General features: G+C 42.3%; 16 protein-coding genes. 4 read left to right on the forward strand and 12 right to left on the reverse strand.

The genetic code is table 11. From position 1 onward, the window contains the following. Window positions 1-222: 222 nt before the first annotated feature. Window positions 223-1,158: a lipoyl synthase gene (gene lipA, locus ACZ5Q7_RS13770; RefSeq protein ID WP_343750512.1), complete on the reverse strand. Its 936-nt coding sequence runs from the start codon at window positions 1,156-1,158 to the stop codon at window positions 223-225. After that, window positions 1,151-1,942, reverse strand: a complete 792-nt coding sequence (locus ACZ5Q7_RS13775) for a lipoate--protein ligase family protein (RefSeq protein ID WP_343750523.1) — start codon at window positions 1,940-1,942, stop codon at window positions 1,151-1,153. Before ACZ5Q7_RS13775 ends, lipA begins: the two co-directional genes overlap by 8 nt. Before the next feature lie 346 nt (window positions 1,943-2,288). Between ACZ5Q7_RS13775 and ACZ5Q7_RS13780 the strand changes: the two genes are divergently transcribed. Continuing rightward, the gene (locus ACZ5Q7_RS13780) at window positions 2,289-2,522 is read left to right on the forward strand and encodes an SPOR domain-containing protein (protein ID WP_343750513.1); all 234 of its coding nucleotides are present in this window, start codon (window positions 2,289-2,291) and stop codon (window positions 2,520-2,522) included. Between the two features lie 210 nt (window positions 2,523-2,732). On the opposite strand, the gene ACZ5Q7_RS13785 is transcribed toward ACZ5Q7_RS13780, so the two are convergent. The 3 genes from ACZ5Q7_RS13785 to ACZ5Q7_RS13795 form a co-directional block, all read right to left on the reverse strand. Next, window positions 2,733-3,197 carry a CBO0543 family protein gene (locus ACZ5Q7_RS13785; protein WP_343750514.1) on the reverse strand — a complete coding sequence of 155 codons (465 nt, stop codon included), beginning with the start codon at window positions 3,195-3,197 and terminating at the stop codon, window positions 2,733-2,735. A gap of 116 nt (window positions 3,198-3,313) precedes the next feature. Beyond that, the gene (locus tag ACZ5Q7_RS13790; RefSeq protein WP_343750515.1) at window positions 3,314-3,754 is read right to left on the reverse strand and encodes a hypothetical protein; all 441 of its coding nucleotides are present in this window, start codon (window positions 3,752-3,754) and stop codon (window positions 3,314-3,316) included. An 18-nt stretch (window positions 3,755-3,772) separates the two neighbouring features. Beyond that, the gene (locus tag ACZ5Q7_RS13795) at window positions 3,773-4,777 is read right to left on the reverse strand and encodes a DUF3231 family protein (RefSeq protein ID WP_343750516.1); all 1,005 of its coding nucleotides are present in this window, start codon (window positions 4,775-4,777) and stop codon (window positions 3,773-3,775) included. Between the two features lie 463 nt (window positions 4,778-5,240). Here ACZ5Q7_RS13795 and ltrA (ACZ5Q7_RS13800) point away from each other — a divergent pair, with 463 nt between their 5' ends. After that, on the forward strand, window positions 5,241-6,695 hold the full coding sequence (gene ltrA, locus ACZ5Q7_RS13800) for a group II intron reverse transcriptase/maturase (protein WP_464432912.1): 1,455 nt from the start codon (window positions 5,241-5,243) through the stop codon (window positions 6,693-6,695). A gap of 241 nt (window positions 6,696-6,936) precedes the next feature. Further along, window positions 6,937-7,953, forward strand: a complete 1,017-nt coding sequence (locus ACZ5Q7_RS13805) for a DUF3231 family protein (RefSeq protein ID WP_343751474.1) — start codon at window positions 6,937-6,939, stop codon at window positions 7,951-7,953. 156 nt (window positions 7,954-8,109) lie between these two features. Here ACZ5Q7_RS13805 and ltrA (ACZ5Q7_RS13810) read toward each other — a convergent pair whose 3' ends face one another. Together ltrA (ACZ5Q7_RS13810) and nagZ are read right to left on the reverse strand one after the other, a co-directional pair. Beyond that, window positions 8,110-9,564 carry a group II intron reverse transcriptase/maturase gene (gene ltrA, locus ACZ5Q7_RS13810; protein ID WP_464432767.1) on the reverse strand — a complete coding sequence of 485 codons (1,455 nt, stop codon included), beginning with the start codon at window positions 9,562-9,564 and terminating at the stop codon, window positions 8,110-8,112. A 413-nt stretch (window positions 9,565-9,977) separates the two neighbouring features. Continuing rightward, window positions 9,978-11,690, reverse strand: coding sequence for a beta-N-acetylhexosaminidase (gene nagZ, locus ACZ5Q7_RS13815; RefSeq protein WP_343754312.1), 1,713 nt, complete (start codon window positions 11,688-11,690; stop codon window positions 9,978-9,980). Between the two features lie 920 nt (window positions 11,691-12,610). Here nagZ and ACZ5Q7_RS13820 point away from each other — a divergent pair. Beyond that, the gene (locus ACZ5Q7_RS13820) at window positions 12,611-13,267 is read left to right on the forward strand and encodes a TVP38/TMEM64 family protein (RefSeq protein WP_343754310.1); all 657 of its coding nucleotides are present in this window, start codon (window positions 12,611-12,613) and stop codon (window positions 13,265-13,267) included. A 58-nt stretch (window positions 13,268-13,325) separates the two neighbouring features. Here the strand turns inward: ACZ5Q7_RS13820 and sufB are convergent, their stop codons facing one another. The 5 genes from sufB to sufC form a co-directional block, all read right to left on the reverse strand. Further along, window positions 13,326-14,723 (reverse strand): Fe-S cluster assembly protein SufB, encoded by a 1,398-nt coding sequence (gene sufB, locus ACZ5Q7_RS13825; RefSeq protein WP_343754308.1) that lies wholly within the window; start codon window positions 14,721-14,723, stop codon window positions 13,326-13,328. Between the two features lie 108 nt (window positions 14,724-14,831). After that, window positions 14,832-15,266, reverse strand: coding sequence for a Fe-S cluster assembly sulfur transfer protein SufU (sufU, locus tag ACZ5Q7_RS13830; protein ID WP_343754306.1), 435 nt, complete (start codon window positions 15,264-15,266; stop codon window positions 14,832-14,834). Further along, complete coding sequence (locus ACZ5Q7_RS13835; protein ID WP_343754304.1) at window positions 15,256-16,476, reverse strand: cysteine desulfurase; 1,221 nt, start codon at window positions 16,474-16,476, stop codon at window positions 15,256-15,258. The genes sufU and ACZ5Q7_RS13835 overlap by 11 nt, the downstream gene beginning before the upstream one ends. After that, on the reverse strand, window positions 16,476-17,786 hold the full coding sequence (sufD, locus tag ACZ5Q7_RS13840) for a Fe-S cluster assembly protein SufD (protein WP_343754302.1): 1,311 nt from the start codon (window positions 17,784-17,786) through the stop codon (window positions 16,476-16,478). The genes ACZ5Q7_RS13835 and sufD overlap by 1 nt, the downstream gene beginning before the upstream one ends. 18 nt (window positions 17,787-17,804) lie before the next feature. After that, on the reverse strand, window positions 17,805-18,590 hold the full coding sequence (gene sufC / locus ACZ5Q7_RS13845) for a Fe-S cluster assembly ATPase SufC (RefSeq protein WP_343754300.1): 786 nt from the start codon (window positions 18,588-18,590) through the stop codon (window positions 17,805-17,807). Window positions 18,591-18,784: the final 194 nt, after the last annotated feature.

An 18,784-nucleotide genomic window follows, 5' to 3' on the forward strand; every position in this document is an offset into this window, starting at 1 on the left:
ATCCTCCAGACCATTATACAACGCTGCTATTTAAATTTATGAGGAAAAAGATTTGGACAGAGATTTTAGTTAAAGAAAAATCCGAACGACAATTCGTTAATAACCTGAATTGGTTCGGATATTTCATTTAATGATATTTCCTGAAGTGGTAACTGCTTCTTAAATATATGGTTCGTATGCGGAAAAGATTGGATTTAGTTATGTTCCAGTGTCTTTTTCGTACTAAAAAACTTTTTCTTGTTCCTGTTCTTCAATGCCTTTCATATATTTGATGCGATTCTGTTTGGAAGCAGCGTTCACCTGCTCATCGGCATGATAGGATGATCTTACCAATGGACCGGATTCACAATGGCGAAACCCTTTTTCCAGTGCTATTTGCTTTAACTCTTCAAATTCATCCGGGTGATAGTACCGTTCGATATTCAAGTGATTTTTCGATGGCTGCATATATTGGCCGATCGTCATGATATCCACATTGTGGGCGAGCAGATCATCCATCGCCTCAACGATCTCGTCCTTTGTTTCACCCAATCCCACCATGATGCTCGATTTGGTCGGTGTATTTGGGGCGATTTCTTTGACACGCTCCAGCAGCTTCAGTGAGCGTTCATATGTAGCAACCGAACGCACCTTCCTCGTCAGTCTGCGAACAGTCTCAATGTTATGGTTAAATATATCCGGCTCACTGTTCATTAACGTATAAAGGCTTTCATAATCACCTTTCATGTCCGATGGCAATATTTCAATCGTGCACCCCGGATTTTTACGGCGGATAGCCCGGACAGTTTCAGCAAAAACGGCCGCGCCACCATCATTTAAATCATCACGTGCAACAGCCGTGATAACCGCATGCTTCAACCCCATAATTTCCACGGATTCAGCCACGCGCTCCGGTTCACCCCAATCCAGCTCACTTGGCCGTCCGGTTGCTACGGCACAAAACCGGCATCCGCGTGTGCATACATTGCCTAAAATCATGAATGTCGCTGTTTGACGCTCACTCCAGCATTCATGAATATTTGGACAGCGAGCTTCTTCGCATACTGTATTCAGCTGCTTTTCCCGCATTAATTTTTTGAGGCCGTTATAGGACTTGTTCGTTTTCAGGTCTGTTTTTAACCATTCCGGCTTCCGTATATGTTGATAGTTTCTAACCATGTTTTACAGACTCCTTTCGCAATCGATGATAGTTCCAATCTGTTGTACGATATTTTGTTTCAGCCAAATGATACACATCGTCCCACTGTTGGCTTGACAGTTCAAACGGGTGCAGCGTTACATCCAGACCCGTTTCAAACCCGGTATAAAAAGCTTCTTTCATCATGTCGTATGTGTGCGTTTTATTCGTCAATTGATCAATAGTGATCGCCTTCTTCTGAAACGATTCACGCGCCCTTTGCTTTATGTCTTCATTGGAGAAACGAAATAAATCGTAAAGCATATCGGTATTCATATCCATGGGGATCGATCCATGCTGAAGCAGAACACCTTGATGTCTCGTTTGCGCATTCCCGGATAATTTTTTGCCATCAGCCATCATTTCATAAAAAGCAGCCTTTTCAAAACAGACCGCAGAACGATCTCTTGCTGCATGTTTATCCGGCATCGCATAATCCACCGTAATACCCAGATTCTTAAATCCTTCAACAAGCCCTTTTGACAAAACATAATAGGCATCGCTGACAGACGCAGGAATACCAGGATGATCCTCCGATACAACCACGCTGTAAGTTAACTCATTATCATGCAAAACCGCACTGCCGCCAGTTAAACGTCGGACAAACTGACACTGATATGTACGAATCGCATCAAAATCAATCGTTTTATGAATCTTTTGGAACTGCCCCACCGAAAGCGTCGGTCTGGACCAGCCGTAAAAGCGCAATGTTGGTGGGATCTCCCCTTCCCTATGCCAATTCAAAAGTGCCTCATCTAATGCCATATTCACTGCTGCATCAAGATGGCCGGTATCCAAAAAATACCATTCTTCATGCACGTTACCACCTCCTCACCATCATATGTGCGTATTCATGTCAGTATTATTGACACCGATTCCACAATTAAACGATAACAAGTATGATTAACTTGTTAGCACTGTCTTATGGAAATGTTATTATTGTTGCAAATTCAACTTATCAGGTCTGAGACTGTATGTAAAGCTATATAAAGCGCTCTTGTCAAAAGATTCTATTAGATTATTTAATCAATTTACAAAAAGCCATGGTCATCAACCATTCCCCTGCTTAACAGCTGAATATACTATCTATAAACAAACCAGGAGGATTTTTATGGGGACGTATAAAATAGTTGCTGGCACAACTGATAAGAAGGGAAATGCCCAGCATCAGTATAATGTCATAACGAAGAACAACATGGACGCAGACATTCAAGTCTATCAAACGGATACAGGAGAACTCTATTGTGTAGAGGTCGGTCCATATTCCGAGAGAAAACAATTGCTTCAAAATCTGGATAAAATTAAGGGGCTTGGAATAACAAACGCTTTTATTACGAACGCATAGTGGGATCACCGTGTTCGCAACAAACCAAATCCCGTCAAAGGGGGGCAGCAGCGAAGAGAAATAATCCTCTATGACGATGTTTTACAAAAATCAGGTCAATCAGGACTATCGATTGTTTTGCGAATGGTGCCGGGAAGAATTTAATATCGACATTTAGAGAAAACGTCGGGATCACCCCTTTTCATCGCGGTTCCCGACTTATTAAAGACATTACTCGCACTGATTTTCAATGGTACAGATCCACTTATAATAACGTAAAACCGTTACAAGTAAGAAGGGGTTGACCAGTGCGGAATACCACAAATGCCACCACCCGTGATTAAAATACCCCCATGGTTCAGGCAATAACGTAATGGCTTCGTAAAACGTAATAACCACTACCCAACATAGAATATAAAGAATGCGTTTATAGAAAGACCGTTCAAACGGATACCAATTCAAAAATATCATATTCACAGGTGGAATTAATACGGTTAATGCAGGAATGGATGTCCAATCAATGGCTTTAGAAAAGTACCAATAGCCGTGATATTTTCCATCAATGAATAAATCAACAAGCAGCTGAAGTGCCATTGTGAATATCCATATATGCACGATTTGATTTTTAGTCAGCCGTTTATTGGTTGTAAAAGCAACCAAGTTAAAAAGAAGAATGGCAATCATGAGTCCGATCATTAACGCAGCACACCCTTTTTCACTAAATGGCCAATAATGCCATTAAAGGAGCTGTTCTTTAGAAGAACGAAAAAAACAATCAAAAAGGTGAGACCTGGAATGATAATTTCACCTTTTTATGTTACGTATAGCATGATTTTTTTCACAATGAATCCAATCAACACCCCGGGAATCACAAACAATATCGGCAGCCAAACAGGGCCGAACAGCATACCAAACAGGGTTAATGTTTTAGAGTAAATCAGACCAACCGTTACAAAATAAGCCGAAAAAACAAACGGTAAAAATGCAAAGCGTGATCGTCCCTCATCCGCATCTTTAAAAGCATCCCACATGGCAAAAAAGTACAGACAGGGATAAAACATTAACCATCCATAATTGGTTTGCGCTATGGCTGTTTGAATGTCTCCTTGGAAACTGTAAAGGATAGCCTCATTAAAATTGGCCTGGACATTGATCATAAATTCAAGAGCAATGAGTAGGATACCTTTGATATATTTTCCGTTTAAAAGCTGGCCGAATCCGGGGAGTGCGATGGACCAAAACAATTTTTCCATGCCATCCAACGCCCCTCCCTACTTCTTTTTCGCTAATTCTTGACGATCGGCGGCCTCGGGCGGTTGTTCCATCCAACCGTTTTGAATCATCAATTTAGCACCATCGTTAGCGTATTTGGCAATTTCCGCCATTAAACGGGCATAATCGATCCCTAAATCCCGACGTGGACTGGTGGACATGGACACGCCGTATTGCCCAATCCCGGAAGCAACCAATGCTGAAACATGGTACATCATAAGCTTATCAGAAAAAGGCGCCGCGGTTGAATCGGTGACCTCCGCGGTTAAAGGGGTCACACCGGAAAGGTAATTTTGATGAAGTAATGAATTAAATATTTCTACGTGCTTGCCCGATATTTCTCGTCCTCTTTCAAAATATTGACGAACATTTTTATTGTTTGCGACTTGACTAAAGCCGGTAATGAGCGCTTGTCCAAGCGCATTTCGTTTGGCATTGTAAATAAGGTCCCCTATTTCAACACCCAGCAATGGTCGAGGGGCACCGAATAACCCTCCGGATAAAAAGCTTGTATCTTTAACAAAACTCACTTGTTCAGGGGTTGGAATTTGGGGCGCGCGAACATACGTCCCCTTTTCTTTAGCAAGGCTTTTAGCCCAATTATGGAGCTTTGTCGTCTCAGTTAAACAATCGGAATAGTATTCAATGATGTCTCCTCGAGACGATAATGATAAAGCTAAGCTGTATGAGCTAAGACCGAATTTACCCATGTTGAGGATGTACGATAAATACAAAACGTCCGAAAAAAGACGCGGGGCTTCCACATTAACGTCATGGTCAGTAAATCCTACCGGAACCGGATAATTTTCCGATTGAAAAATATCCGTAACACGCTGAATATGCTGTTTTGAAATATCTAAAGCATATTCAAGAACGGATCGAATGTCCTGATCTTCAATGTTGGCCAAAAAATACTTAAGCCCACAAATTGCCATCGAATCATTTTGATAGGATGTCCAAAGATTAGAGATTTCCGATGCTGTTAATTTTGGTGGATGTACCATTTTAGCTTGACGACCTCCCATTTAGTTTGTAGGCTATTTTTTGACGTTCTGCAAGAAACTATTCATATGTCTTTATTTAAGTGCCTGGCAGAGCGACCGGGCTTAGGTCGTAACATATAGTGGGTGGGATGCCCGCCGAGTAAGAGTTAGCCACTCGCTCGTAGCAAGTTTTGGATGATGGAAGGTAACTTCCATCATTAAGCGTAAACTGTTAGCTAGTGGGCCGTAAACGACGGTTGAAGGGATTGAGCCCCGAAATACTCAATGAAAGGGCAGATGGTTTTGCCAGTCCAGAATGCAACATCTTGATAAGTGAAATAGGCGAGCTTATTAAGACCTTTCCGGGGTCGGTGACCACGGCACGCTAGACATGGATATGTTACGGCAACCCGGGAGGTCCTATCGGGTCTTCCTGCGGAAGCAGGGAGTATGGCGTACAAGCGATACAAAGTGAGGAAACCAAATGTCTGATAGGAAGTCGGAGGGCTACATAGTACCGTTGAAGCCGGGTAATTCCGGTGGAGGAAAGGTAAGCCCCCTATCATTTCTTATTAGGGACACATTATCTACACACAGAGGTGGAATTATAATGGAAACAAAACTATCGAGAATAGCGGAATTAGCTAGATCTCACCCCAGGATGCAATTCACATCACTGGCGCATTTGTTGGATGAGGAGTCTTTAAAGCAATGCCACTATGAATTACCCGGCAATAAAGCTGCAGGTATTATGGGGGTTACAAAGGAAGACTACGGTGAAGAATTGAATGATAATGTCGAGAACCTCGTTCATAGAATGAAGAAGAAAAGCTATCGCCCCCAACCGGTCAGACGAACCTATATTGATAAAGCTGGTTCAAGGAAGAAACGCCCATTGGAGATACCGGAGCACGAGGATAAAATCGTGCAGCGGGGGTTGGCTAAAATTCTTAACACAATCTATGAAAATGATTTCCTCGACTGCTCCTTTGGCTTTAGACCCAAAAGAAATTGTCATGATGCCTTGAAGATTCTTAATGTCTACATTGAACAGAGGTACACGAACTACATTGTAGATGTAGATATTAAAGGATTCTTTGACAATGTGGATCATGATTGGATGCTGGCATTTCTGGAACATCGAATTAAAGATCCCAGTATACTGAGGCTCGTAGCCAGATTCTTAAAGGCCGGATACATGGAGGAAACCAAGCGATATAAGGAGGAGTTTGGCACACCACAGGGTGGTGTTGTCTCGCCTATTCTGGCAAATGTTTATCTCCATTATGTCCTGGACTTATGGTTTGAGCGTAAAGTACGTAAAGAATGTAAAGGACAAGCGTACCTCGTCCGCTATGCGGACGATTTTGTGTGCTGTTTTCAATATCAGCAGGACGCGTATAAGTTCTTTGAAGGCCTCAAACAGAGATTGGCGAAATTTAACCTTGAAGTTGCAGAGGACAAGACGAACATTATTCCCTTTGGCAGATTTGCGGAAAAGAACAGTAGGCGGAATGGAAATAGGAAACCCCCGACGTTTAATTTTCTGGGTTTCACGCATTACTGCAGCCAAAGTCAGAAAGGCAAGTTCAGAGTTAAACGGAAAACTGACAACAAGAAGATGAGAGCGAAGTTGCGTCAAACTAAGAAATGGCTAAAAGAAAACAGAACCGAAGGTGCCGAATTTATCATGGATAGAATTCGAAAGTCACTTATAGGATACTATAATTATTATTGTATTACAGACAATTCGCCAACGGTTGATTTGTTTCGTGACAATATAAGAACGTTACTCTTTAAATGGCTCAATCGAAGAAGCCAGAAGAAGTCTTTTACATGGGAGAAATTCGTTTTATTTCTAAAGAAATTTCCACTTCCAAGACCAACTGTGAAAGTGAATATATACCAACTTAGAGATCATATTAGTTACATTCTGTGAAGATGATAGGTGGAGCCGTGTGCGGGAAAACCGCTCGCATGGTTCTGAGAGGGGAGTGATACACAATCAGCCGTTAGGCTGAGAGGTTCACTCCTACTTGACCCGACACAATTCTGAATTGTTTTGGTGCCAGGCACTTAACCCAATCGTTTCTTTATACCTGTCATTCATTATAAAATCCATATTAATGTTAATAATAAACTTACCTTAACATCCTTAGGGAGGTTGCATAATGAATGAAGTGAATGAAAAAAATATCCCCCTAACATCCGCAGAAATTGGTTCTCTTTGGACTGGGTATATGAATGACAGCATGTCGAAATGTATTTTTGGGTTTATGCTAAAGCACATACAAGATGAAGATATAAAACCCGTTGTGCAATATGCCTATGATATTTCATATAACCATTTGGACACATTAACAGCGATTTTTGAAAAAGAACAATTCGCTATTCCAAACGGGTTTACCGAACAAGATGTAAATATGAACGCACCGTGGCTTTTTTCAGACATATTTTGTTTGGTGTATGTGAATCATATTGCGAAGGCGGGAATGTTAATATACAGCGGTTTGGTTTCGATGAGTTACCGGGAAGATGTATGTAACTACTTTGTACAGGCGTTAAATGAAACCAGTAACCTTTATAAACAATCACTCGAAACGGGTCTTTCAAAGGGTATCACTGCCAGACACCCGTATATTGATATACCCAAAGAAACGGACTATATTGACAGTAAAAATTATTTAAGTGGCATAAACCCTTTCAGTGATAAACGTCCATTAAATGCTGTTGAGATTTCTCATTTGTATCAGAACGTCCTAACCAATTCAATAGGTATGCACTTATGCATTGCATTTGCTCAAACATCACCATCAAAAGATGTACAGAATTTCATGCTTCGTGGAAAAGACGTCTCAAAAAAACATTTGAAGATTTTTGCAGATACACTTATAAAAGATAATATTGAATCTGCACAGACGAATGTATATTTAAGTGACTCCACAACTCAAACTTTTTCGGATAAATTAGTGATGTTTCACATGGATTTGCTCATATCCGCGGGAATAGGGAATTATTCTACTGCAGCATCTGCAAGCCAACGAAGTGACTTAATGATTAATTACCAACGATTATCATTTGAAGTTTCTCGGCTTGCCAAAAGAGGAGCAGATATCATGATTAAACACAATTGGCTGGAACAACCACCCGGAGTAAAAGATTCCAAAAAATTAGCGAAGAATAAACAAAAAGGATGAATTCTTAAAAGGATTATAAATGCCTGGCACCGGAAAAATTCTGAATTGTTTCGGGTCAAGTAGGAGTGAACCTCTCAGCCTAACGGCTGATTGTGTATCACTCCCCTCTCAGAACCATGCGAGCGGTTTTCCCGCACACGGCTCCACCTATCATCTTCACAGAATGTAACTAATATGATCTCTAAGTTGGTATATATTCACTTTCACAGTTGGTCTTGGAAGTGGAAATTTCTTTAGAAATAAAACGAATTTCTCCCATGTAAAAGACTTCTTCTGGCTTCTTCGATTGAGCCATTTAAAGAGTAACGTTCTTATATTGTCACGAAACAAATCAACCGTTGGCGAATTGTCTGTAATACAATAATAATTATAGTATCCTATAAGTGACTTTCGAATTCTATCCATGATAAATTCGGCACCTTCGGTTCTGTTTTCTTTTAGCCATTTCTTAGTTTGACGCAACTTCGCTCTCATCTTCTTGTTGTCAGTTTTCCGTTTAACTCTGAACTTGCCTTTCTGACTTTGGCTGCAGTAATGCGTGAAACCCAGAAAATTAAACGTCGGGGGTTTCCTATTTCCATTCCGCCTACTGTTCTTTTCCGCAAATCTGCCAAAGGGAATAATGTTCGTCTTGTCCTCTGCAACTTCAAGGTTAAATTTCGCCAATCTCTGTTTGAGGCCTTCAAAGAACTTATACGCGTCCTGCTGATATTGAAAACAGCACACAAAATCGTCCGCATAGCGGACGAGGTACGCTTGTCCTTTACATTCTTTACGTACTTTACGCTCAAACCATAAGTCCAGGACATAATGGAGATAAACATTTGCCAGAATAGGCGAGACAACACCACCCTGTGGTGTGCCAAACTCCTCCTTATATCGCTTGGTTTCCTCCATGTATCCGGCCTTTAAGAATCTGGCTACGAGCCTCAGTATACTGGGATCTTTAATTCGATGTTCCAGAAATGCCAGCATCCAATCATGATCCACATTGTCAAAGAATCCTTTAATATCTACATCTACAATGTAGTTCGTGTACCTCTGTTCAATGTAGACATTAAGAATCTTCAAGGCATCATGACAATTTCTTTTGGGTCTAAAGCCAAAGGAGCAGTCGAGGAAATCATTTTCATAGATTGTGTTAAGAATTTTAGCCAACCCCCGCTGCACGATTTTATCCTCGTGCTCCGGTATCCCCAATGGGCGTTTCTTCCTTGAACCAGCTTTATCAATATAGGTTCGTCTGACCGGTTGGGGGCGATAGCTTTTCTTCTTCATTCTATGAACGAGGTTCTCGACATTATCATTCAATTCTTCACCGTAGTCTTCCTTTGTAACCCCCATAATACCTGCAGCTTTATTGCCGGGTAATTCATAGTGGCATTGCTTTAAAGACTCCTCATCCAACAAATGCGCCAGTGATGTGAATTGCATCCTGGGGTGAGATCTAGCTAATTCCGCTATTCTCGATAGTTTTGTTTCCATTATAATTCCACCTCTGTGTGTAGATAATGTGTCCCTAATAAGAAATGATAGGGGGCTTACCTTTCCTCCACCGGAATTACCCGGCTTCAACGGTACTATGTAGCCCTCCGACTTCCTATCAGACATTTGGTTTCCTCACTTTGTATCGCTTGTACGCCATACTCCCTGCTTCCGCAGGAAGACCCGATAGGACCTCCCGGGTTGCCGTAACATATCCATGTCTAGCGTGCCGTGGTCACCGACCCCGGAAAGGTCTTAATAAGCTCGCCTATTTCACTTATCAAGATGTTGCATTCTGGACTGGCAAAACCATCTGCCCTTTCATTGAGTATTTCGGGGCTCAATCCCTTCAACCGTCGTTTACGGCCCACTAGCTAACAGTTTACGCTTAATGATGGAAGTTACCTTCCATCATCCAAAACTTGCTACGAGCGAGTGGCTAACTCTTACTCGGCGGGCATCCCACCCACTATATGTTACGACCTAAGCCCGGTCGCTCTGCCAGGCACTTAACCCTCGAGAACTGCCCTCCGATACTTTTATGATACCTTTTTCAAAATGGCTTGCACCTTTTTATTAATCGGTTGGAAATTGGGTACCGGCTTTTTTTCATCCGACAGCTGATATTTTTCTTTCAAATCAGTGATGCGTTCCACACTTTGGTCGATTCTGTCCTCGCTTATTTCTCCATTTTCAACAGCCGATTTCAATTTATCAAAAACGGTGGCAATCAAATCCGGGTTATGTCCAACAAGCAATAAATCTGCACCTGCTTTCACCGATTGGACTGCCGCTTGTGCGACATGATAATGATCTGTTATTGCCTCCATCGTCAAGTCATCAGTCATGACCACGCCATCAAAATTATAATCCTCTCGCAAGATGCCTGTTATCACTTCTTCTGACATGGATGCCGGATCATTTGGGTCGATTTTTGGCAGCAGGATATGGGCAACCATGCTGACGTCCGCACCTTCCGAGATGGCTCTTTTGAAAGGTATCAGTTCTAATTCGGACAGCTCCTCGTAGCTTTTATCAACCTTTGGGAGCTGCAAATGAGAATCTTTGCCCGTATCCCCGTGCCCAGGAAAATGCTTTATAGCCGAAATAATCCCTTCACTCTGAATGCCTTTCATTGTCTGGATGCCCAGCCTTGCGACAATATCGGGGTTGTCGCCAAATGAACGATCGCCGATAACAGGATTATCTGGATTGCTGTTAACGTCGAGGACAGGCGCAAAGTCCAAATTGAAACCGAATGCCTTCATCTGCTCACCGAGAATGGTACCGACATTGAACGATACATCCTTGTTGTTCAGTTCTCCAATCGAACGGCTCGACGGCAGGCTTTTCACGCCATCAGGCATTCGTGTCACACGGCCACCTTCTTCATCAACGCCCAACAATAATGGGTAAGGATTATCAGTATTCGCAGCTTTCATCTCGTTTAGAAAGTTGACGGTTTGCGTCTGACTGTTGATGTTATTGCCATATAAAATGATTCCGCCAACATGGTGCTTTTGGATGATGTTTTTTGTTTCAGTGGTCATTTTGGTTCCATCGACCCCGCTGATTATCATTTGTCCGATTTTTTCATCAAGACTCATACCATCACTGCCTGTATTACTGGGTTTATCCCCTTTCTCATCAGTTACACCATTCCCACCCATTTCTTTTGATAATGAAATATGATCTACATTAGGGTTATCTGAATCATCGGAAGGCTTTGGCAACACCCATTTCAAGACATAATTGCTGGAAAGTTCGTAAACCAGAATGATTTGATTGTAGTCATCATCCTGATAGTAATGCGTGTCATCAGGTTTTTTATATGATTTAATTGTGTCAAAATCGAACGACGTGAATGGATCTTGCGATGAACGCATATCAGACACAATACCGTCTGTAACACCGACATCAATGTCATGTGACGGATAGTTCAAAAAACGACCAACATCCGTATCCGTGGTCTTTTCCGGTTCCCCCAGAGTTTCTTGCATTGCATCGGTGGTCGTTTCACCGACAACGATATTGCTTTCGGGGATTTTTCCTTGTTTGGCTAAGTTGAATATGTTGGCCAAAGCTGCTTCCGGCTCCTGGATCTCTTTATTTTCATGAACCAATGATGGATTCTTAGGTTGTTGGTCTGCTTGTTTATCATTTGTATTATCACCCAATGAACGGATGAAAAAGAAGGCTGCCCCAAGAGCGATGATAGCAATGATGATTATAATGGTGATGCGCTTGATCATAGTAATCCCTCCACGAATAGTCATTCCATATTCGATTGGAGTGTTATTTTCCAATTATATCTCCACTCAAACCTTTTAAAAAACCATAGAACTTAATCAAATATAGTAATACGAATGGCAATAACAAAATTGCTAAACCAAAAGCCAAAATCATCGGAGACGTCCAAACGTTCTTCTTGTTTAGTAAAATAACAGTTAAAAGCGGAACTCTCATATATCCAGCACCACAATGAATGGGAAACATAGAAGTCCGCAACCTGTTATTTCACAAAAGAACAGTATCAAAATAATATTCCACTGAAAAAGCCTTAATAAATACCATTAATTCATGGGACGTAGAAACACAACCGGCACTTACGCGAGTACTTCTAAATAATGTTGAATGGTCAAAACAGTGTTTAAAAAGCGCCCGATAGTTATATAACCAAAATCATAAACGTTTACTTTTCCATGATTCTTTTAGAAACAATATTAAAAACACGATACCTACCAAGTTTAAAACAACACTTATACCAAGAAAAAAAACCCACCAATTTGTTCGGGTTGGAACCACGTAAGACATCACTAGAGATATAACACCCAGAATACCAAAGATATACCCCATATAATCTTTTCTCATATGAACAGTTCCTTCTTTAGTAAATGTATAGCTTTATTTTAACATTGTCATAATTTATCCTACAAACTGTTACGATTCTGACTGACGCCTTCTTATTTAAAGAAAGCGTTTTTCGTATTGCGGAAAAATGGCATTTTTTATTTTCTCCTGAATTATTCATTAAAACTTAGTAAAAAAGGGCAATTGTTTGTCGCCCAAGCGGTTTGGTGCCTTATTAAACTTCCTGCTTCTGGTGGTGGCCAGCGAGACAGAACTTTTTGCCCTGAATAATTTCTATGATATTCTTATCATGCAAGGATGAATGAGATTTTGCCAAAGAATAGAAGCTGGTGTTGGCATGCGTCGTCTAAAGAAAACGCTCATAACATATCAAAAACTGATTGTTAAAATAACAACCATTATTGGAATTCTTCTGTTGATTGGATTTGCCTGGTTCATTATTGAAAGTGGATTTTTCAATAATCCAGACCGTGTGCAGAGCTGGATTGAGGGATTTGGCGGTATCGCACCGTTGGCTTTTTTGGGATTAACATTTTTCCAGGTTGTTATCCCGGTTATGCCTGGCAATGTTTCGACTGTAGTTGGTGTCATGTTATTCGGTATTGAATTGGGGTCCTTACTGAATATAGTCGGTATTTTTCTCGGTTCGCTGGCCAATTTTTTATTAGCAAGGCGGTTTGGACGCGGCTTCGCTAGTTATTTTGTTAAACAGGAAACATATGATAAATATATCGGCTGGGTCAACAAGGGAAAGCGATTTGAACGGTTTTTCTGGATTTCGCTGGTCTTTCCCGGCTTCCCGGATGATTTCATCTGCCTCATTGCCGGGCTTACCAAACTTTCATTGAAAAAATTCATCGTTTACTTTTTGGTTTGCAAGCCGATTACGTTATTTATTTACACACTATTTCCGCTTTACGGCATGCATTACCTTTATGATGTGTTTCAGTCGTTGTAAGTTCCTGAATCAAAAAAACCTTGATGCAAAAAGGCTTGCATCAAGGTTTTTTAAGCATTTAACCGATCGAACCTTCCATTTCCATTTTGATGAGCCGGTTCATTTCCACGGCATATTCCATTGGAAGTTCTTTAGTGAATGGTTCAATGAAACCCATGACAATCATCTCTGTCGCTTCTTCTTCACCAAGTCCTCTGCTCATCAAATAGAAGAGTTGTTCTTCGGAGACTTTGGAAACTTTGGCTTCGTGTTCCAAGAAAATATTATCGTTATTGATCTCGTTGTATGGAATCGTGTCCGACGTTGATTCGTTATCCATAATTAACGTATCGCATTCAATGTTCGAACGGGCTCCCGTTGCCTTGCGTCCAAATTCAACAATGCCGCGGTACGTCACTTTGCCGCCTTGTTTGGAGATGGACTTGGAAACAATACTGGATGACGTGTTCGGCGCCAAGTGGTGCATTTTGGCACCTGCATCCTGATGCTGGTTGTTCCCGGCAAGCGCGATTGACAGTGTATGACCGCGGGCACCTTCGCCTTTAAGCCAGACGGATGGGTATTTCATCGTCAGTTTTGAACCAAGGTTGCCGTCAATCCATTCCATCGTAGCATTGGCATCCGCCGTCGCACGTTTCGTCACCAAATTGTACACGTTATTGGCCCAGTTTTGAATGGTTGTATAACGGCAATAAGCATCTTTATGGACAAAGATTTCAACGATGGCGCTGTGCAGCGAATTGGTTGTATAAACCGGTGCTGTACAGCCTTCCACATAGTGAACCGAAGACCCTTCATCCGCAATAATCAATGTCCGTTCGAATTGTCCCATGTTTTCCGAATTAATCCGGAAATAGGCCTGCAGCGGTGTTTTCGCTTCAACCCCTTTCGGAACGTAGATGAATGATCCCCCCGACCAAACAGCCGAATTCAGTGCTGCAAATTTGTTATCGGATGGTGGAATAACTTTACCAAAATATTTTTTGAACAGTTCTTCATTTTCATGAAGAGCTGTATCCGTGTCCTTAAAGATGATCCCAAGGTTTTCCAGATCCTCTTGCAGATTGTGATACACCACTTCCGATTCATACTGTGCAGATACACCGGCAAGATATTTCTGCTCAGCCTCTGGTATTCCCAATTTATCAAACGTCTGTTTGATTTCATCCGGTACCTCATCCCATGTTTGTCCTTGGCGTTCGGAAGGTTTAACATAGTACACAATTTCGTCAAAATCCAGTTCAGAGAGGTCTCCGCCCCACTGCGGCATTGGTTTCTGATAAAATTTCTCCAACGCTTTCAGGCGATAGTCAAGCATCCATTGTGGCTCTTCTTTCATGTTTGAAATTTCCTCAACAACTTCACGTGTCAACCCGCGACCAGATCGAAATACCGAAACGTCTTTATCATGAAAACCGTATTCGTACCCTTCCATTTCTGGCACTTGTTTTGCCATGAGAAATACCTCCTTTAAAGTGTACAGATCTTCCGGCGTTGTTTCACAGACATTGATGCGACCGTGAGACAGTTCCGGACAAGGACCTGTTTGTAAAGCCTTGGCTTCCTATTCCTCCTGAGCACCTTTTTCCATTGCCTTCCAAGCAAGGGTGGCACATTTGATCCTGGCCGGAAATTGAGAAACACCCTGCAATGCTTCCAAGTCTTCCATTTCGTATTCTTCTGTATCCACATCTTCGCCAAGCATCATTTGTGAAAAAGCTTTCGACATTTCCAATGCGTCATCAAGCTTTTTCCCTTGAATGGCCTGGGTCATCATGGATGCAGATGATAAGCTGATCGAACAGCCTTCTCCGGAAAATTTCGCATCCTGTATAACATCCCCATCGAGCTGAAGCTGCAACTGAATCCGGTCTCCACAAGTGGGGTTATTCATATCAACGGTCAGCGCATCGCCTTCTACAGAACCCTTATTTCTAGGGTTTTTGTAATGGTCCATTATAACTTGTCTGTATAGTGTGTCAAGGTTGTTAAAAGACATCCCCAAAAAACTCCTTCGTATTCACAAGACTATCGGCCAGCCGGTCAATGTCTTCCGTCGTATTATACAAATAAAAACTGGCTCGGGCGGTTGCAGTGACATCAAGCCATTTCATGAGCGGTTGTGCGCAATGATGACCGGCCCGTACCGCAACGCCTTCTGCATCCAAAACCGTCGCTGTATCGTGTGGGTGGACATCATCCAGGTTAAATGTGACGAGTGCCGCTCGTTCTTCCGGTCCATAAATGGTTATTCCATCCATAGTGCGCAGTTTTTCTGTGGCATAATTGGCTAATTGTTGTTCATGTTCCAATATATTATCCAATCCGATATCGTTAAGGAAATCAATAGCAGCGCCTAAACCAATGGCTCCGGCAATGATTGGCGTGCCTCCTTCAAATTTCCAGGGCAGCTCTTTCCATGTAGCATCATACAGATCCACAAAGTCGATCATTTCACCACCGAATTCGACCGGTTCCATCGATTCCAACAAATCTTTTTTTCCATACAATACCCCGACACCCGTCGGCGCGCACATCTTATGGCCGGAGAAAGCATAAAAGTCGCAGTCCAAATCGCTCACATCAACGTTCATGTGCGGGGCTCCCTGTGCTCCATCCACAACGATCACAGCGTTATGGTCATGGGCAATAGCCGCGATTTCTTTTATAGGGTTAATGGTACCAAGGACGTTGGAAACGTGTGTAATAGCGACGATTTTTGTGTTTTCCGTTACTGTTGTGCGGACGTCATCAAGGGATATGGACCCATCATCCTGCAATGGAATGTATTTCAATGTTGCCCCGGACGCTTTTACCGCTTGCTGCCAGGGGATCAGATTGCTGTGATGTTCCATTTGTGTCACAACAACCTCGTCGCCTTCCTGTAAATTGGGACGTGCATAGCCATAGGCAATAGTATTCATCGACGTCGTCGTTCCACGTGTGAAAATAACTTCAGCTGTGCTGCGGGCATTCAGAAAGGCGCGTACTTTTTCCCGGGCACCTTCATATTGTTCGGTAGCCCGCGTGCCTAACGTGTGCACCCCACGATGCACATTGGAATTGGCCTGTTTATAATAATCGTTGACTGCATCCAGTACTTGCTGCGGTTTTTGGGATGTTGCCGCTGAATCCAAATATACTAAAGGATGCCCATTGATCTCTTCATTTAAAATCGGAAACTCTTGCCGAATGGCTTGAACATCCATTAATATACCTTCCTTTCGATGAGCTGCGTCAGCTGATTCTTAACCGATTCAATCGGCAACTGCTTAACAACCGGAGCGAGAAATCCGTGAATGATTAACCGTTCGGCTTCTGCTCTGCTGATTCCCCGGCTCATTAAATAGTACAACTGCAGTGGATCAACACGGCCAACGGATGCTGCATGGCCCGCCTCTACGTCATCTTCATCAATCAGAAGAATCGGATTGGCATCGCCACGGGCTTTCTCACTCAGCATTAATACGCGTGATTCCTGTTCAGCTTTTGATTTTGTTGCCCCGTGTTCAATTTTTCCGATGCCGTTGAAAATGGATGTTGATCGATCTCTCATGACACCGTGCTGCAATATATGTCCTTCCGATTCCTTGCCAAAATGAACAATTTCTGCTGTGAAGTTCTGTGACTGCTTGCCGCGTCCAACCGAAACAGTCTTGGCATTGGAAACGGCATTTTCACCGATTAAATGTGTCACATTTTCCGAAATCGTGTTGCCGTCATTCATTTGGCCCAATGCCCACTCTATACGGGCATCTCTATATGCCACACCTCGACGGTTAACGTAGGTGGTTGTGCCTGCCGAAAAGTTATCAACGCCGCCAAAGGAGATTTGTGCATTGTCATGAGCAATTACTTCGGTCACAATGTTGGCCACTGTTTCCGTTTCGTCATTATGAGAAGCATAATTTTCCACGTATGTCATGGAACTGTTCTCTTCGGCCACAACGAGAACATGGTTGAACATGGCCGTCTCCGGGTCTTCCTGCCAAAAAATAACCTGCAGCGGCTCCTCGATCTGAACATTCTTAGGAACGTAGACAAACACTCCGCCGTTCATCAGGGCTGCATGCAGTGCAGTGAACCGATGCTCATCAAATGAAACAGCATCCTGCATATAGTAACGCTTGACCAATTCTCCGTGATCGCGCAATGCGCTGAAAATATCGGTGAAAATGACACCTTTATCTTTTAATTCCTGTTTTAAAGATGCATAAGCGACCATGTGGTTCCGTTGAACAAGCACATTTTCCGGTACATTATCCAAGTCCAGGACATCTTGTATGTCAGCCGGCACGTTATGCAATGATGTTATTTTGTCAGCGTCAACTGCATCGTGCTTGAAATGACTGAAGTTCCACTTGTCGATTCTCGTCTTGTCAGGTTTGGGCGGTTCCAGAGCATCAGCTTGCTTTAAAGCTTGAAGGCGTAACTCCCGCATCCAATCAGGTTCGTTGTTTGCCTGTGAAAACTGGTTAATATATTCATTATCGTATGGCACCTTTGTGTCGACCGTCATAAGACCCCTCCTAGCTTTTTAGACTTCCTGTCCTGTTGTTTCCTCTTCAATTCCTTGCTCTTCTTTAATCCAGTCATAGCCTTCTGATTCAAGACGTTTTGCCAGGTCTGGGCCTCCGGTTTTAACAATGCGGCCCTGCATCATAACGTGAACTTTATCCGGTGTAATGTAGTTGAGCAAACGCTGATAGTGTGTGATGATCAGGCAACCGAATTGATCATCGCGCAGCTTGTTAATCCCTTTGGAAACAACTTTAAGTGCGTCGATGTCCAGTCCGGAGTCAATTTCATCAAGAATAGCCATTTCCGGTTTGAGAAGCATCAGCTGAAGTATTTCATTTCGTTTTTTCTCACCGCCGGAGAAGCCTTCATTCAAGTAGCGCTGTGCCATATTTTTATCGATATCAAGATAATCCAAGGCTTGATCCATTTCTTTGATAAACTTCATCAAGGATATTTCATCGCCTTCTTCACGGCGCGAGTTGATGGATGAACGCAGAAAGTCAGATGTTGTGACACCACTGATTTCACTCGGATACTGCATCCCGAGAAACAGACCTGCACGTGCCCGCTCATCAACTTCCATTGCCAGAACGTCTTTACCATCCAAATAAACATTGCCTTCGGTGATTTCAAAGCTCGGATGACCCATGATTGCAGAAGCAAGTGTGGATTTACCCGTACCGTTCGGCCCCATTATCGCATGAAATTCGCCGCCTTTTATCGTAAGGTCTACACCTTTTAAAATCTTGTTTCCTTCAATTTCAACATGAAGATTTTCTATTTCCAAGGTTGATCCAGACATATCTATACCTCCATTGTTATATGGTTCTTATTGCTTCAAATGGATAACCATCCATTATCAATTTATTCTCATTACAATTTTAAATCATTTCAAATGTAATATCAACTATCAGCGACCGTACCGGCGGGAAATCCTTAATAACCGATCATAGACACTTTTTGTATGATTTACAAGTAGAATGGGTTCATATCCAT

The sequence above is a fragment of the Lentibacillus halophilus genome, from assembly GCF_055395055.1.

Coding starts and splice junctions, on each gene's coding strand:
- ACZ5Q7_RS13785 (WP_343750514.1), bottom strand. CDS start 3,197: ATGATCGGACTCATGATTGCCATTCTTCTTTTTAACTTGGTTGCTTTT.
- ACZ5Q7_RS13795 (WP_343750516.1), bottom strand. CDS start 4,777: ATGGTACATCCACCAAAATTAACAGCATCGGAAATCTCTAATCTTTGG.
- lipA (WP_343750512.1), bottom strand. CDS start 1,158: ATGGTTAGAAACTATCAACATATACGGAAGCCGGAATGGTTAAAAACA.
- ltrA (WP_464432767.1), bottom strand. CDS start 9,564: ATGTCTGATAGGAAGTCGGAGGGCTACATAGTACCGTTGAAGCCGGGT.
- ACZ5Q7_RS13775 (WP_343750523.1), bottom strand. CDS start 1,942: ATGGCATTAGATGAGGCACTTTTGAATTGGCATAGGGAAGGGGAGATC.
- ACZ5Q7_RS13780 (WP_343750513.1), top strand. CDS start 2,289: ATGGGGACGTATAAAATAGTTGCTGGCACAACTGATAAGAAGGGAAAT.
- sufD (WP_343754302.1), bottom strand. CDS start 17,786: ATGACGGTCGACACAAAGGTGCCATACGATAATGAATATATTAACCAG.
- sufC (WP_343754300.1), bottom strand. CDS start 18,590: ATGTCTGGATCAACCTTGGAAATAGAAAATCTTCATGTTGAAATTGAA.
- sufU (WP_343754306.1), bottom strand. CDS start 15,266: ATGTCTTTTAACAACCTTGACACACTATACAGACAAGTTATAATGGAC.
- ACZ5Q7_RS13790 (WP_343750515.1), bottom strand. CDS start 3,754: ATGGAAAAATTGTTTTGGTCCATCGCACTCCCCGGATTCGGCCAGCTT.
- ltrA (WP_464432912.1), top strand. CDS start 5,241: ATGTCTGATAGGAAGTCGGAGGGCTACATAGTACCGTTGAAGCCGGGT.
- nagZ (WP_343754312.1), bottom strand. CDS start 11,690: ATGATCAAGCGCATCACCATTATAATCATCATTGCTATCATCGCTCTT.
- sufB (WP_343754308.1), bottom strand. CDS start 14,723: ATGGCAAAACAAGTGCCAGAAATGGAAGGGTACGAATACGGTTTTCAT.
- ACZ5Q7_RS13820 (WP_343754310.1), top strand. CDS start 12,611: ATGAGATTTTGCCAAAGAATAGAAGCTGGTGTTGGCATGCGTCGTCTA.
- ACZ5Q7_RS13835 (WP_343754304.1), bottom strand. CDS start 16,476: ATGGATGTTCAAGCCATTCGGCAAGAGTTTCCGATTTTAAATGAAGAG.